Genomic DNA, 13,448 nt, shown 5'->3' on the forward strand with positions numbered 1-13,448 from the left:
CGGCTAACGCCGTGGGCTTTCTCCTGTATTCCGTGTAATCCGCTACCGGGACGACAGCATTACAAAAACAAACTTACTCAACGGTTCCGCCTGTGGTCGCGAGCCGAAGCGGACCTCCTACCGGATCACGCTGCGAGGCAACCGCCCCGCGGAGAGGCCAGTATACGAGAACAGTTGACTGGCTCAGGGCTCGATCGTCACAGCCTCGAGCGCCCTTGGCGTGTCGATGCTCTCGAACGTCCGCAGGGCGGTCCGGTCGAGTTCATCCTCGTCGACGGTCTCGAGGTCGAGCGAGCCGATCGCCGAGACGACGCTCGGTTCCCCATGGATGAGCGCATCGATACAGGCACGGCGCATCGCCTCGGTCCGGTAGACGGCACCCATTGGCTGGACGTGGCCCGCAGCACATCGAACGATCGCGCCATCGACACCGCCAGCCAGCCCCGCCAGTCGCTCGAGCAGCGATGGATCGAGAAACGGCGTATCACAGGCAACGACCGCAGTGTATGCGTGGTCGACGCTTTCGAGTCCGGTCCGGATGCCGGCGACGGGGCCGCGATCGGGAACGGGATCGACGGCGAATCGACACGGCTCGACCCCTTCGAGCGCCGCCCGAATCGTCGGAACCTGTTCAGCTCGACAGTTGACGACGAGTTCGTCGACGACCGACCAGAGCCGGTCGACAGCCAGCCGGATCATCGGTGTCCCAGCGAGTCTCGCGACAGCTTTATCGGTCGTCCCGAATCGTCTCGAGTAGCCACCAGCGACGACTAATCCTGCGAGCGGGCTGGAAGACGACACAGTCGCGAGTCGTTCGGCTCGCAGCATAAGTCCTATCGCAACTCCCAGTCGGTGGGGAAGTCGACGGATCGAACCCGTTCAGGGTAGACTGATGATCACCCGAATTTACACACGTGACCGTCTAATTCCCGCGTTCTTACCGATTCGCGAGGAAGAAAGCTTATACGCCCCTGTTCGACTCATCGAAGTATGGCACGCGACGTTCCGGTACGCAGCCAACACGCACAGACCGATGACGATCCGCTTCCAAACCTCGTGACGATCGTTGGACGCGGCGTTCCCTCGAAGTTCGAGATCGCCGTCGACGGCGAACTCGAGATGGTCGGCGACGATCCACTCGCACAGGCCACAGTCGTCACCAGACAGGTCGCGGAGGGAACGATCGACGTCGGCGTCCAGCGCTTCCGTTTCTCTGGCGAGATGGCCAACGTTCGTCTCGTCGACTGGAACGGAGTGGCCGCACCCGACTCCCCGAGTACACCGACCGTCCACGTCGATTACAACGTCCCGGACCGATAGCGTCGTCCGTTCTGGACCGCCGTCTCGACAGGACCATCGTGGGTTCTCCGTGTGATCGGAAAGTCACACGGGACTGCTGGGAGAGAGGCCATCCGCAGGAAAGCGCTACACAGTCAAGCGGTACGAAACGAAGCAGCACGCGATAAAGCGGTACGTCGCCACCCGGTCTCACCGACGACAGCGGTAGACACTCTAGCCGTGTAGCTCCCGTTTCGCCGTATGGTAATCGACCCCGAACTGCAGTCGGTCGTTTCTCGAGAGACCGATCTCGTGTTCCGCCAGTAACTCGAGCATCTGTTGGACGTCACACTCGTACCACATCGCCAGGAGCCACACGTTCTTCTGTGCGTAATCGTAGTTGCGCTCGAGGACTTGCGGATTCAGCGGATCGACGTCGAGCGAACTCATTTGCCCAATCTACGCTCTCCAGCATTGTAAAGGGAGGCCGTCGTCACGCTTGACTATCTCGCAGGCAACGATAAACCGGTGACCGGTCGGTTCCCCTGTCTCTCTCCCACTGAGTGCGAGTCCGAGCGGCTCGAATGGATCGAGACCTGACTCCTTCGTCGCCGTTGAACCGTCGAAATCGCCAGGCGTTGCCACCGTCGAAACCCCCTTTCGATGGGGGCTCCTACGGGAGCCCTACACGTGCCGAGCGCGACTGTCACCACCGGCGGACGACTGCACGTCGGCTTTCAGAACCTTTCGCTGGCCCGAAGGCGCATCTACGGCGGAATCGGGATCGGCCTCGAGGAGCCACGCGTCTCCGTCGTTGCCGAACCCGCGAGGGCAGTCGAGTCTGTTGATCCGCTGGCCAAAACCTACGCGAAGCGTGCCGTCGAGGCGCTCGAGGTTCCCGGCGTCTCGATCACGGTCGACGAGCAACTCCCTCGACACGTTGGTCTCGGAAGCGGCACCCAGCTCGCGCTGGCAGTGCTCGCAGCGACCGCACGGGTCCATGGACTCGACGCGCCGGTTCGAACGCACGCACCGGCGATGGGCCGCGGCGGCCGCAGCGGGATCGGCGTCGCGACGTTCGAGGCCGGCGGCTTCGTCGTCGACGCGGGCCACCCCACGAACCGGTTTACGACCGAGCCGCCGGCGGAAGGCGACTGGACGGTTCCGCCGGCCGTCGCCCGTCACGACCTTCCCGACGACTGGCGATTTCTCGTCGTCGTGCCCGAGGCCGAGCCGGGCCGTTGCGGCGAGAACGAGGACGCGAGCATGCGTGCGGTCGTCGAACGAGCCGATCCCGCAGTCGCCGACGAAATCGCCGGCATCGTCACGCGAAAACTGCTCCCCGCGGCTGCCGAGGGGCGACTCGAGGCCTTCGGCGAAGCGATCACCGAGATCGGCCGGAAGAACGGAACCTGGTACACCGACGTCCAGGGTGGCGTCTTTCGGCCGCCCGCAGGCGTTCTCGTCGAGGCGCTCGAGGCCTGTCCCGTCCTTTCCGGCGTCGGCCAGTCGTCGTGGGGACCGGTCGTCTACGGCGTCACGAACCGTCGCCATGCCGCGGATGCACGAGTCGCCGCAGTCGACGCGCTCGAGGACCACGACCTCGAGGGCCGGATCATCGTGACGACGGCCGCGACGAGCGGTGCGACGATCACGGTCGACGGCAAGGAGTGAACGGTCGCCGGTCGCTGCCACAACAGGTAAACGGTTGCCACCGAACTGATCGGTATGGAGCGGATGCCTCTCGGGGTCTCTCGACTCGACGGGATGGTCGGTGGCGGCGCGCCTGCCGGAAGCGTCGTCTTGCTCGCCGGCGAGTCGGGTGCTGGTGCTCGAGAGTTCTGTTATACGAGCGCCGTCATGAACGGCCTCGCCGCGACCGACCACGAACTGTTCGACCTCCACTACGGCGAACTCGAGTCAGAAGCGGTGCTTCCCGACCGAATCCACTATCTCTCGTTTACCGACGAGCGCCGGGCTGTGACGAACGAGATGTCGATCGTCATGGACGGCGAACTCGTCCGCGGCGGGATGGCCGACGTCGAGTTCGTCGAACTGGCCGACGAGTACTTTCGACTGACGCCGGTGCCGAGTGAGTGGTACGTCGACGGGCCGACGACCATCGCCGACCTGGACACCAATGCCAGCCGAAGCAACGTTCTGGAGGCGCTTGCGTCGTATCTGAACGAACACGCCGCCGGCAACCTCGTCGTCGTCGATTCACTGACCGACCTGGTCGCCGTCGCCGACGACCGGCTCGAGTGGTCCGACCTGACAGTGCTGTTGAAAGGGCTCGCACGCGCCTCTCATCGCTGGGGTGGCGTGATCCTCTTGCTCGTGAACTCGGAGGTCCTCTCGCCGACCCAGCTCGGTCGGCTCAAAGAAGCCACCGACGGGACGTTCCGCTTCGAGTGGGAAAGCGGCGGGTCAGAACGCGCCCGCACGCTCGTCGTCGAACAGTTCCGTGGCGTCCTCTCGCGGCTCGAAGACGAGAACATCGTTCAGTTCGAAACCGAGATCCACGACAGCGGCTTCGACATCAGCAACGTCCGCAAGATCCGGTAGGATCACTCGAGTCGCGGGCCGACGGCGATCGTGGCAACAATCCTTATCAGCCGTTCGATCCAATCTTCGTCAAATGGTCGGCGAGGATCAGGATGGGGGAGGAGTATCGTTCGCTCTCCCGGCCGACGTCGACGACTGGATCGCACAGACGGCCGCCGAGCGCGGCGAAACGCGCGAGGAAACCTGCCAGCGGCTGCTGACGGCTGCACACGCCGTCGCCACCGACGACGGCACCGTCACGACCGACCCGGACGCGTTCGAGCAGTTCGAACGAGACCTCGAGGACCAGCGCGAGGAGTTTCTCGACCTGATCGAAGACGTCCGATCGCGCGTGATCCAGGTCAAACGCGAGGCCGACACCAAGGCACCGGCCGACCACGATCACACGTCCTACGTGAGCGACGACGACCTCGAGGCGGTAAGGGCGGAACTGGACCGACTCGAACGGCGACTCGAGGCCGGCTTCGACGACTTCGAGGGCGTACTCGAGCACCTCCTCGACCGGGCCGACGATATCGACGAGCGCGCGTCAATCCTCGGGAGTGCGCTGCTCGAAGTCCGTGATCGACAGGAGATGATCCTCGAACGCGAACAGGCTCGAGCGACGGTCGAACAGCTCAAACTCGCCGCCTCGCAGCTAGGTGTTCGGTCGGCGACCTGTGACGAGTGCGGGACGAGCGTCGACGTCTCGATGTTGACCGCACCCGAGTGTCCGGCCTGTGCGAGTTCGATCGCCGACGTCGAGTCGAAGTCCTCGTTTTTCGGCTCGCACACGCTCGTGACCGGGACGCCGCCGGCGCTCGAGGGTGACGTCGGCGATGCCGTCGCCTCGTCGGTTGACCTGACGCGAGTCGAGACCGGCTCCACCGTGTCCGCGGACGCCGACGCCGACGGCGACGGCGACGGCCCATCGGATTCGTCGCCGTCGACGGAGGCGTCGCGATGACACAACGCGACGACGAAATTCGCAGCGACGAAGACAGAGCGGACAGCGAAACCCGAGAACGCGGCGACGACGGAGCAAACGGCGGCGACGAGGTCGCCAGTCCGCTAGCCGATCTCGCCGGGCGGGTCGCCGAACACGAGGCACGCTCGAGCACGGACGATTCCATCGACGAGCTGTTCGATCGGGAGGCCGTCACCGAGATCGATAGCGACCGCCTCTGGGAGCGCCTCGAGAACGGGGAAGCGCCCGAGCCGGGTCCAGACGAGCGTGAGCGCGATGTCCGTGAGATCGACGCCCATCGGTACTGCCACCAGTGTGAACACTTCGCCGAGCCACCCCAGGTCGGCTGTACGCGAGACGGGACCGAGATACTCGAGTTGACGGCCCTCGAGCGGTTTCGCGTCGTCGACTGTCCGGTCGTCCGCGAGGACGAAGAGCTCGAACGGGAGTACTGATCGGCTGCACGACGAGACCTGAGTATTTTTGCCGTCCACCGTCTACGAATTAGTATGCAATTTTGCGACGAGTGCGGCTCGATGATGAAAGCCGACGGTGATCGAATGGTCTGTGCGAGCGACGACTGCGGTGCCTCGATCGAACGGGACCGAGAGCGTGAGGACGCCTTCGTCACGACGGAGGCCCAGACCAACGCCGACGTGATCGAATCGAGCGAGGACGCGAACTTCGAGGGGAAACCGAAGTCGACCGACGTGGTCTGTGATGAGTGTGGCACCCAGGAGGCGTGGTATACGCTCAAGCAGACGGCCTCGGCCGACGAACCGCCGACGCGGTTTTTCAAGTGCACCGACTGTGGCCACCGCTGGCGGGAGTACAACTGATACGGAACGTTGTGTCGGGTTCCCGACGCGCCTTCTCTCGAATCGCCGGTGGACCGATATCGATGCTGGCTCAGTCGTCGTCGTCCGCTGCCGCCTCGGCGTAGGCCTCGAGATCCGGGGAGGCCAGCGGATGGCGGTCCATCTCGCCGTCTTCGCCGGGGATCGTCCGAGTCTCGAGGATGTGCAACTCGTCGTCTTCGTCTTCGCGGTCGACGTCGCCGTCCCACTCGCTGTAGTAGTTACCCAGTTCACGCTCCGGATCGTAGAGGGTGAGGTCGTCGGCGGGGAACGTCGAGAGGTCGCCGCTGTCGGTCGTGATCCGGACGTCGCCGCCGAGGAACGCGTTCAGGTAGATGTCGGTCGCCGGCGCGCCGTCGATGATATAGCGGGTGCTCGAGGGGACGTCGAAGACGTTCAACTCGAAGCGCTCGATGTACGAGCCGTCCTGGTTCGAGCGAACGCTCCCGCGGATCTCCGATTCGGTGATCGCCACGTCGTAGGAACTCGAGATCGAGATGGCCTGGCTGCTGTCTGGGAACGACTCGATAACACAGCTTTCGACGCGACCGTTGCCGGTGACGTTCAGGCCGGCGTTGAGTTCACACCGGATCATGGTCATGCTGTTCAAATTCGTCGTTCCCTCGATCGTGCTGTCGAGGACGTACCCTCCCTCGCTCCGAAGCGCGCCGTCGAACTGACACCGGCGGGCGGTGATCCGTGAGCCGCTGACGTCTGCGCGGAACTGACAGTTCGTCGGCGAGAGTTCGTGTGAGAGTGAGTCGTTGAACGTCGTCTCGTAGGCATCGACGGGGCCGTCGAACGTACCGTTTATGATACAGTAGTTGACGTCGGACTGGGTCTCGGAGTAGTCGTCTTCGTACTCGTCGATCCGGTCGAACGAGACGTCGTCGGGGAGCTCGAGTGTGAGATTCCAGAATCCCGGCGGGCCGTCTTCCGGACGGAATCGCTGTGGGCCGCGGACGACGAACGAGTCGGCATCGGGCTTGACGAACTCGATGATCGTCTCCTCGTCGGGATCGCCGACGTACGTGTACGTCTTGATCAGGTCTTCGCCATCGCCAACCTCGGCGTTGTCGACCTCCGGCTGGAGCGTGTGTGTACCGGGTTCCAAGCCGATGACGTCGCCTGACTCGAGTGCGGCGTAGGCTTCCTGAATCGTCTCGTAATCGGCGTCGTCGCTCTCGCCGACGACGAAGTCGGGCTCCGGTGCTTCCGGTTCGGTCAACGAGCCTTCCCCATCGCCATCGCCGTCATCATCACCGTCGTCGTCATCGTCGCCACCGGTATCACCATCGTTGTCGATCTCTTCGGCCGGCTCGTCGTCTAAACAGCCGGCAAATCCGGCGACGGCGAGCCCTGAACCGAGGAGAACCGACCGCCGACGAAGCCGCGTTCCCTCCAGCAATTTTGGCATACATTCTCCATGTGACGACTGTGTAATAAGCCTTGTTCGTCTGAAAATTCTGCACAGAGGACGCCCAAGAACTGCGCTCCCGGCAGAATTGCCGACTCCAACACACACTCCATGGACGAGGCCCGGAACGTTCACAACCGTTCGGACGAACCGGCCACTAGACGAATGGGCGACGCGTCGCGCTTGCCGGGGGTCGAATGCGAGGACGACGATGAGCGGATCGTCCTCCACGTCGACGCGGACTGCTTTTATGCCTCCTGCGAACGGCTTCGCGAGTCAGCGCTGCGCGGTGAACCCGTCGTCGTCGGCATGGGCTACGAACCCGGCGAAACCATCGGTGCCGTCGCCACCGCGAGTTACGAAGCCCGCGAGTTCGGTGTCGAAAGCGCCCAGGCGATCTCCAGTGCGCTCGAGCGACTCCCCAGACGAGCGGCGCTCGAGCCCGACGCCGACGACTACGATCCCGAGCTAACGCGCGAGGAGACCGGCTTCTACCGGCCGGTGGACATGGGTTACTACGAGTCGGTCGCCAGCGAGGTCAGCGAGATTCTCCACGACTGTGCCGACGTCCTCCGCGAGGTAAGCATCGATGAGGCCTACCTCGACGTCACCGAACGCACGGCCTGGGAGGTCGCCGGCGGCTTCGCCCGCCACGTCAAAGATCGCATCCGCCGCGAGGTGGGCGTCACGGTCAGCGTCGGCGTTGCCCCGACGATGAGCACCGCCAAGATCGCCAGCGATTTCGACAAACCCGACGGGCTGACCGTCGTCGAGCCCGGCGAGATCCGATCGTTCCTCGAGCCGCTCGACGTCGACCTCCTCCACGGCGTCGGCCCCGTCACCGCCAGAGCACTCCGCGGGATGGGCCTCGAGACGGCGGGCGACGTGGCCGCGGCCGATCCGGAGCCGCTGGTCGACCGCTTCGGCGAGCGCGGCCGGGAGCTATACGACCGCGCTCGAGGCGACGACGATCGCCGCGTCGAACCGAAAGGCGAGCCAAAGAGCTTCTCCCGTGAATCAGCGTTCACAGAGCCAGTCAGCGAGCCGGAGCCGAAGTACGAGTTGATCGAGACGCTCGCGGCGGCCGTCGCCGACCGCGCCCGCCGTGAGGGTGCGCTCTACCGGACCGTCGGGGTCAAGGCGGTCTTTCCGCCGTACGACGTCAACACGCGTGAACGGTCCCTTCCTGGGCCGGTCGACGATCCGGCGCTCGTCGAGGAGATCGCTCGAGAGCTCTTCGAGGAGTTCGACACCGACGCCGTGCGTAAACTCGGCGTCCGGGTGGCGAACCTCGAGTTTGTGGCCGCGGACCAGGCCAGTCTCGATAGCTGGGAAGCGGAGTCTGCGTCCGTCGAATCGGCCGTCGGCGGGCCGGAAGACGACCCCAAAACCGACGACAACGGAACCGACTGCTCGAGCGGTCAGGCGTCGCTCACCGACTTCTCCTGAGACAACACAGTGTACCGGACTCGGTGCAATCGCCGACCAGGTCGTGGTTGTACACGAACCGACGTCCAGCGGCCAGTATTGACGCACGGGTCTGGGCAGATCGTGCCGACGACGTCGAGACGGCCGAAACGAATAGGCAACTCGAGTCTAGATACGGGGTCGAACCTCGTGATCCGGCTGGAACAACGAACCTATAAGATTTCGTCTATAAGTCCGGAGCAACTGACGGTGTCCCCGTTCCCATGACTGACGACTTCTACGACCTTCTCGGCGTTTCTCCCGACGCTTCTCAGCGCGAGATAAAAGACGCGTACCGCGAGAAGGTACGGCGCTATCACCCCGACGTTAACGACGACGACCGGGCACGGGCGCAGTTCACCGCGATCACGAAAGCCAACGAGATCCTGAGCGATCCGGTCGAACGTCGTGCGTACGATCGTCTCGGACATCAGGACTACGTCTCAAAACGAACGAGTGGGATCCCGTCTCCAAGTGTCTGGACGACCGACGACGAGTCGGACGCAAACGACGCGAACACGGACGACACGACGGCCACCAGTTCGTCGGGCAGAACGCGATCGTCCAGCACCACGCGGTCGTCCGGTACATCGCGATCGTCCAGCAGTTCGAAGACGAGTCGGTCCTCGAACCGAACGAGCGGGGGCGACTCCGCCTCCGAATCGAATTCGACTGGGCGTGGCTCTTCCAATCGAACGAGTACGACGAACACGACGAACACGAGGAACACCACGTCGACGGGGACGGGGTCGCAGTCACGAACTCGCTCGAGCGATAGGAACGAAAGGAAGACGAACACGAGCGAAACGGGAGGGACGAGTCGATCCACGGGCGGACGGACCGGCACCGGCCGGCGGACGTCGACCGGACAGAAGTCGACCGGATCGAGTCGAACCGAAACCACCGCGACGGCAACGGGGTCGGCCGCCGGTACGCCTGGGACCGCAACCGCGACTGCTGCCTCGAGCGACGCCGCATCAGGCGCTGCGGCCGGAAGTTCCGGCACGGGGGCCGTCGGCAGTTCACAGACGTCTCGAGAGCATCGGGCCGACTCGACGGGACTACTGTATGGCGTCGTCGACTGGTGGCGTCGGCGAAACTTCGCGATGCCGTTACTCTGGAGTTCGTTGCTGGTCTATCTCACCGGCCTCATCCACTTCGGACTCGAAAACGAGTCCGGGGTCCGGTCGGTGTTGGAACCGCTGGTCGCAGCCGGAATCGCACCGGATCAACTCCTGACAGTGCTCACGAGCAGTCGCTACGGGATCCAGACGCCGACCAGTTACGTCGTCGGAGTCGAGCCGGTCGCACCGCCGCTCGACCCTCTCGAGTGGTACCTCGCGCTTGCCGGTATCGTCGCTGGCGCGGTAGTGATCGTGGGACTCACTCGAGGTACGTGGCGGTCTGAGCCACTGGGTCCGATCACGATCGACGAGACGATCGTGCTCGCGCTCGCGCTGGGACTTTCGACCTGGCTGCTCGGCGGCCCGTTGCTCGCCGGAGCCATCCTCATGCCGTTTCTCTTCGGCGTGATCGTCCACCACACTCGACGCAGACCCGGCTGGACGCCGTCGTATCTCTACGTCGTTCCGACGATGGCCCCACTCGCCGGGCTCGCGGTTGACTACGTGGGATACACGACGCTTGCACTCGAGTTGCTCGCGTTCGTCGTCTTGCCGCTCGCCGGCGGGCTCGCGTTGCCGTTGCGGGCAGCGATCAGGAAGCAGTTCGGTCGGTGACCACCAGTCTTGTGGGTTGTGCTAGCCGACCATCGTCGCGACGCCTTTGGTCTGACGGTAATCGCGCCCGAGAATCGACTCGAGCCGTGAGACGATGCCTTCGTGATCGGCCGCGTCCCACTCGGACGGGTCCCTGATGGGGACGACGAGGAAGCCGCGGCCGCGGATCTCCTCGGCGTGCAACGACGACAGATCGAGGGACGCATCGAATCGGTGGCGCTGAGTCGTATATTCACGAAGCAAGTGATCCGTGGCCCGTTCGCCGACAGGAAGCAGGATGTGTGCATTGATCGCCCGAAGCTCCGCGTCGAAAAAGCGCTCGAGCGTCTCGTAGTCCTCCGGGGTCGGCTCGTGGCCGTTCGGCAGGGAACACGGGTGAACGTAGCTCAGAAAACAGTTCTCGAGTGTCGGCTCGTCGGCTGGGCCGCTGGCGAAGCCGACATCCCGAAGGACCGTCTGAATCGCACGTCCAGCCGCGGTTTCGGTGAACGGGACGCCGGTTCGCTTGCCGCCGTGGACGCCCGGATGGTCGCCGACGACGTGGAAATCAGCGTTGGCGTCACCGTAACCGAAGACGGCCGCCCGGTCGCCCGCGGCGCTCCGGTCGAACGGCGGTCTGAGTCCGAACGGATTGGTCATCCTGTCGGTGACGTTTTTCACGGCTGAGGGGTTAGGCCAGACAGCGTATAACGGTCGCGATTGCAGGCGACTCCTGCGTCGTCAGCCACACCACCGCTCGAGACGCTCACCGATCGGTTCCGGTGGCACTTTCCGAGGCGTCCGGGTCGGTCACCGACGCGGTCTCGAGTGTGAGCGTCGACTCGATCAACGTCGTCAGCCCGCGTCGTAACCGCTGGGAAACCGCGGAATCGGAGACGTCGAGTCGATCACCGAGTTCGACGAGGGTCGTCGTTCGGGGAACGTCGAAGTAGCCGAGTTCGTACGCCTCGACGATGAGATCACGCTGTGGGCGCGTCAGTCCAAACCGACGCTCGAGTGCCGGGCTGACGGCTTCGTGCAACTGAACGAGTTCGATCGGGACGTCACGCTCGAGACACTCCGAATAGAACGCAGAGAGGTCCGCTGACGTCGGGAATCGGGCTCGAAGCGTCCACCGATCGGCGGTTCCCACGGCACTGATGACGATCGCTTCGTGTCGGCGGATCGCCTCGAACAGACCGTTGACACGGCCGTCCCACTCGAGTTTCAGCAGAACGCTGTCGTCTAGCTCGTCGACGGTGGTTACGGACGCGACGCTCGAGTTGCTCTCGAGGGTGTCGACGACCGAGCTGGAGATCGATGAAGGAACCCATAAATAGGGGATGATTCCTTCGCTCGTGGGGACGGTAGTCTCGACGGTGACGGTGTCGTCGGCGTCCGGGTCGACGATCGAGCCCAGCGGAAACGACGCCGCTGGCACTGCAACGGTCGCGATGACGCTCATGAGTTCGATTCGACTGGGAGGTTCCAATCGGACTGCGGTCGGTTTACTATCGGTTCGAGTAGTCTCGGTCGGCTTCGAACGGTACCTCGGACGCCGCATTCCATGATCGAGTGACGGACGTACATTCTTCGGCAGTTACAAGAAGCAGGTGGTTAGATATCGAAGCCGTTTATACCAACCTCGGTTGTACGTGATTGCTCGAGGACGCCCATCGAGCGCCCGAAACGAGGACCTCTCAGAACATCGAGCCACTCGAGCGTACCGACTAGTCGCTGTCTGACCGCAAGAGCATGACGGACACTCGACCGACGGCGTCGAAGTCTTTCAACCGATAGACGAGCGAACGAATCTCCGACGCCTCGCCGTCACAGAAGATGGTCTCGAGACACCACTCCCCGTGGTGGACGTGACAGGTCGTATCGATCTGGTCCTGAAACTCGTGTTGGATCTCGTGGAGGTCCTCGATGACCTCGTCGTGGACGTAATCGAAGACGACCGTCGCGGCGACGGTACCGCGGGACTCCTCGAGTCGGTGATGCGACTCGACGTATTCCTGGATCGCCTCGCGGAGTGCGCGGGACCGAGAGTCGAGGCCCTCGGCCTGCCAGGTCCGGTCGAACTCCTCGAGCATCGCCTCCGGGACGTTCAGACTGGTTCGCATGGCTGATGATTCGGGCGGTGAAGGAAAAGGTGCGACGGTCGCGTCTTCAGCCCCGGCGATTAGCGTCGGCTGCGGGCGATTCCGACGGCAAGGGCCAGGATCAGCGCGCCCGCGAGCACGAGATACAGCCGGTCGAGTAGCATGCTGTTGGCCATCACAGCCTGTCGCCCGAGGTAGGCAACGGCGAGAGCGAGCCCGGTGGAGCCGTAGATGAGCCCCAGCAGCCCCCGGTCGTCGAAGTGCCATCGGCCGACCATCGTCGCGACGATGAGCGCGCCGAGCAGCGAGAGCGTCACGCCGTACTGGAAGAGCTGGACGGTCGGTGAGTAGCTAGTGACGACTCCCAGATCGGTGGGACTGAGTGCGACGTGCAGCGGCAGCGAGACGAGGCCGACCGCAAGCGCCGTGGTGACCGACCCAGCCGTCAGCGACGACTGCCAGACGAGGACGGTGGCAACGACGAACATCGCGAAGATCAGGATCGCCGTCCAGAAGTGTAACGAGAGGATCTCCATCTCGTACTGCAGGACAGTCTGGCCACCCAGGTAGACCTGGATCGGCGTCAGAATCATCCCCAAGACGACGAGCGAGGCGACCCGGTTGTCGATATCCTCGAGCCTCCAGGCGGCCAGCGCGGAGCCGATGATCGCGAAGCCGGCGAACATCGCGACGAATCGGTGGACCCACTCGTAGAAACTCGGGAGATTCGCCGGGAGCAGGTTGTACGGGCCGGCATCACACTGCGGCCAGTTTGCCTCACAGGCAAGTCCGGAGCCCGTCGCCTTCGCAGCGACACCAAGGAGGATAGTCGCGGCGACGAGCACCAGCGTCGTCGCAAGCAGGTGTGGGAAGCCGAACCGGTCGATCAGCGATCGGAGTGTCGGGCGGTTGTGACTGTCGGACGACACGGTCGTTCGCTCGGGGCTTAGGACCACCTGTATTTAGGCTTCCCGTGTCGTTCTCGAGTTGTTGGAACGGGCGTCGGCCTCCCGCGAGCGGGCCCTCTTGACTCTCGATGGATCGATTCCGACTGTCCGTCCTTCGCCGGATTCAAGACCCGGCCACGCCAGCACG

Annotated in this window: 16 protein-coding genes and 1 pseudogene; 9 read left to right on the forward strand and 8 right to left on the reverse strand. The window is 63.9% G+C overall.

Features of this window, described 5'->3' with window-relative positions; genetic code table 11:
* Window positions 1–183 precede the first annotated feature (183 nt).
* A complete protein-coding gene (gene mobA / locus AArc1_RS08355; protein WP_228442415.1) occupies window positions 184–801 on the reverse strand; it encodes a molybdenum cofactor guanylyltransferase in 618 nt (205 codons plus the stop codon).
* 189 nt (window positions 802–990) lie between these two features.
* Here mobA and AArc1_RS08360 point away from each other — a divergent pair, with 189 nt between their 5' ends.
* Window positions 991–1,320 carry a hypothetical protein gene (locus tag AArc1_RS08360; RefSeq protein WP_117363927.1) on the forward strand — a complete coding sequence of 110 codons (330 nt, stop codon included), beginning with the start codon at window positions 991–993 and terminating at the stop codon, window positions 1,318–1,320.
* A 192-nt stretch (window positions 1,321–1,512) separates the two neighbouring features.
* On the opposite strand, the gene AArc1_RS08365 is transcribed toward AArc1_RS08360, so the two are convergent.
* Window positions 1,513–1,728: a hypothetical protein gene (locus tag AArc1_RS08365; protein ID WP_117363928.1), complete on the reverse strand. Its 216-nt coding sequence runs from the start codon at window positions 1,726–1,728 to the stop codon at window positions 1,513–1,515.
* A 240-nt stretch (window positions 1,729–1,968) separates the two neighbouring features.
* Here AArc1_RS08365 and AArc1_RS08370 point away from each other — a divergent pair, with 240 nt between their 5' ends.
* The 5 genes from AArc1_RS08370 (at window position 1,969) to AArc1_RS08390 (ending at window position 5,628) form a co-directional block, all read left to right on the forward strand.
* The gene (locus AArc1_RS08370; protein WP_117363929.1) at window positions 1,969–2,952 is read left to right on the forward strand and encodes a beta-ribofuranosylaminobenzene 5'-phosphate synthase family protein; all 984 of its coding nucleotides are present in this window, start codon (window positions 1,969–1,971) and stop codon (window positions 2,950–2,952) included.
* Window positions 2,953–3,006: 54 nt separating this feature from the next.
* Window positions 3,007–3,843: an RAD55 family ATPase gene (locus AArc1_RS08375; RefSeq protein ID WP_117363930.1), complete on the forward strand. Its 837-nt coding sequence runs from the start codon at window positions 3,007–3,009 to the stop codon at window positions 3,841–3,843.
* Between the two features lie 73 nt (window positions 3,844–3,916).
* Window positions 3,917–4,789: a hypothetical protein gene (locus tag AArc1_RS08380; protein WP_117363931.1), complete on the forward strand. Its 873-nt coding sequence runs from the start codon at window positions 3,917–3,919 to the stop codon at window positions 4,787–4,789.
* Window positions 4,786–5,244 carry a hypothetical protein gene (locus AArc1_RS08385; protein WP_117363932.1) on the forward strand — a complete coding sequence of 153 codons (459 nt, stop codon included), beginning with the start codon at window positions 4,786–4,788 and terminating at the stop codon, window positions 5,242–5,244. Before AArc1_RS08380 ends, AArc1_RS08385 begins: the two co-directional genes overlap by 4 nt.
* Window positions 5,245–5,298: 54 nt before the next feature.
* Window positions 5,299–5,628, forward strand: coding sequence for a transcription factor S (locus tag AArc1_RS08390; protein WP_117363933.1), 330 nt, complete (start codon window positions 5,299–5,301; stop codon window positions 5,626–5,628).
* A gap of 70 nt (window positions 5,629–5,698) precedes the next feature.
* Here AArc1_RS08390 and AArc1_RS08395 read toward each other — a convergent pair whose 3' ends face one another.
* Window positions 5,699–7,063 carry a hypothetical protein gene (locus tag AArc1_RS08395; RefSeq protein WP_117363934.1) on the reverse strand — a complete coding sequence of 455 codons (1,365 nt, stop codon included), beginning with the start codon at window positions 7,061–7,063 and terminating at the stop codon, window positions 5,699–5,701.
* Between the two features lie 165 nt (window positions 7,064–7,228).
* Between AArc1_RS08395 and dinB the strand changes: the two genes are divergently transcribed.
* A complete protein-coding gene (dinB, locus tag AArc1_RS08400) occupies window positions 7,229–8,512 on the forward strand; it encodes a DNA polymerase IV (protein ID WP_117365833.1) in 1,284 nt (427 codons plus the stop codon).
* 242 nt (window positions 8,513–8,754) lie between these two features.
* A pseudogene (locus AArc1_RS19665) lies at window positions 8,755–8,889 on the forward strand (DnaJ domain-containing protein); the annotation flags it as partial.
* Window positions 8,890–8,966: 77 nt separating this feature from the next.
* Here the strand turns inward: AArc1_RS19665 and AArc1_RS19670 are convergent.
* Window positions 8,967–9,536, reverse strand: coding sequence for a hypothetical protein (locus AArc1_RS19670; protein WP_394341255.1), 570 nt, complete (start codon window positions 9,534–9,536; stop codon window positions 8,967–8,969).
* A 100-nt stretch (window positions 9,537–9,636) separates the two neighbouring features.
* Here AArc1_RS19670 and AArc1_RS19675 point away from each other — a divergent pair, with 100 nt between their 5' ends.
* Complete coding sequence (locus tag AArc1_RS19675; RefSeq protein ID WP_394341278.1) at window positions 9,637–10,269, forward strand: molecular chaperone DnaJ; 633 nt, start codon at window positions 9,637–9,639, stop codon at window positions 10,267–10,269.
* Window positions 10,270–10,290: 21 nt separating this feature from the next.
* Here AArc1_RS19675 and AArc1_RS08410 read toward each other — a convergent pair whose 3' ends face one another.
* From AArc1_RS08410 to AArc1_RS08425, 4 genes are all read right to left on the reverse strand, one after another.
* A complete protein-coding gene (locus AArc1_RS08410; protein WP_186336673.1) occupies window positions 10,291–10,929 on the reverse strand; it encodes a uracil-DNA glycosylase family protein in 639 nt (212 codons plus the stop codon).
* Between the two features lie 85 nt (window positions 10,930–11,014).
* Window positions 11,015–11,713: a helix-turn-helix domain-containing protein gene (locus AArc1_RS08415; RefSeq protein WP_117363937.1), complete on the reverse strand. Its 699-nt coding sequence runs from the start codon at window positions 11,711–11,713 to the stop codon at window positions 11,015–11,017.
* Between the two features lie 265 nt (window positions 11,714–11,978).
* A complete protein-coding gene (locus tag AArc1_RS08420; protein WP_117363938.1) occupies window positions 11,979–12,374 on the reverse strand; it encodes a CopG family ribbon-helix-helix protein in 396 nt (131 codons plus the stop codon).
* A gap of 59 nt (window positions 12,375–12,433) precedes the next feature.
* Window positions 12,434–13,282: a COX15/CtaA family protein gene (locus AArc1_RS08425; RefSeq protein WP_186336674.1), complete on the reverse strand. Its 849-nt coding sequence runs from the start codon at window positions 13,280–13,282 to the stop codon at window positions 12,434–12,436.
* Between the last annotated feature and the right edge of the window lie 166 nt (window positions 13,283–13,448).

The organism is Natrarchaeobaculum sulfurireducens, assembly GCF_003430825.1.
In the GTDB taxonomy this organism is placed as follows: Archaea; Halobacteriota; Halobacteria; order Halobacteriales; family Natrialbaceae; genus Natrarchaeobaculum; species Natrarchaeobaculum sulfurireducens.

Bases quoted from the DNA above. Each gene is read 5' to 3' on its own strand.
- AArc1_RS08360 (WP_117363927.1), top strand. From the start codon at position 991: ATGGCACGCGACGTTCCGGTACGCAGCCAACACGCACAGACCGATGAC.
- AArc1_RS08365 (WP_117363928.1), bottom strand. From the start codon at position 1,728: ATGAGTTCGCTCGACGTCGATCCGCTGAATCCGCAAGTCCTCGAGCGC.
- AArc1_RS08375 (WP_117363930.1), top strand. From the start codon at position 3,007: ATGGAGCGGATGCCTCTCGGGGTCTCTCGACTCGACGGGATGGTCGGT.
- AArc1_RS08380 (WP_117363931.1), top strand. From the start codon at position 3,917: ATGGTCGGCGAGGATCAGGATGGGGGAGGAGTATCGTTCGCTCTCCCG.
- AArc1_RS08385 (WP_117363932.1), top strand. From the start codon at position 4,786: ATGACACAACGCGACGACGAAATTCGCAGCGACGAAGACAGAGCGGAC.
- AArc1_RS08390 (WP_117363933.1), top strand. From the start codon at position 5,299: ATGCAATTTTGCGACGAGTGCGGCTCGATGATGAAAGCCGACGGTGAT.
- AArc1_RS08395 (WP_117363934.1), bottom strand. From the start codon at position 7,063: ATGCCAAAATTGCTGGAGGGAACGCGGCTTCGTCGGCGGTCGGTTCTC.
- dinB (WP_117365833.1), top strand. From the start codon at position 7,229: ATGGGCGACGCGTCGCGCTTGCCGGGGGTCGAATGCGAGGACGACGAT.
- AArc1_RS19675 (WP_394341278.1), top strand. From the start codon at position 9,637: ATGCCGTTACTCTGGAGTTCGTTGCTGGTCTATCTCACCGGCCTCATC.
- AArc1_RS08415 (WP_117363937.1), bottom strand. From the start codon at position 11,713: ATGAGCGTCATCGCGACCGTTGCAGTGCCAGCGGCGTCGTTTCCGCTG.
- AArc1_RS08420 (WP_117363938.1), bottom strand. From the start codon at position 12,374: ATGCGAACCAGTCTGAACGTCCCGGAGGCGATGCTCGAGGAGTTCGAC.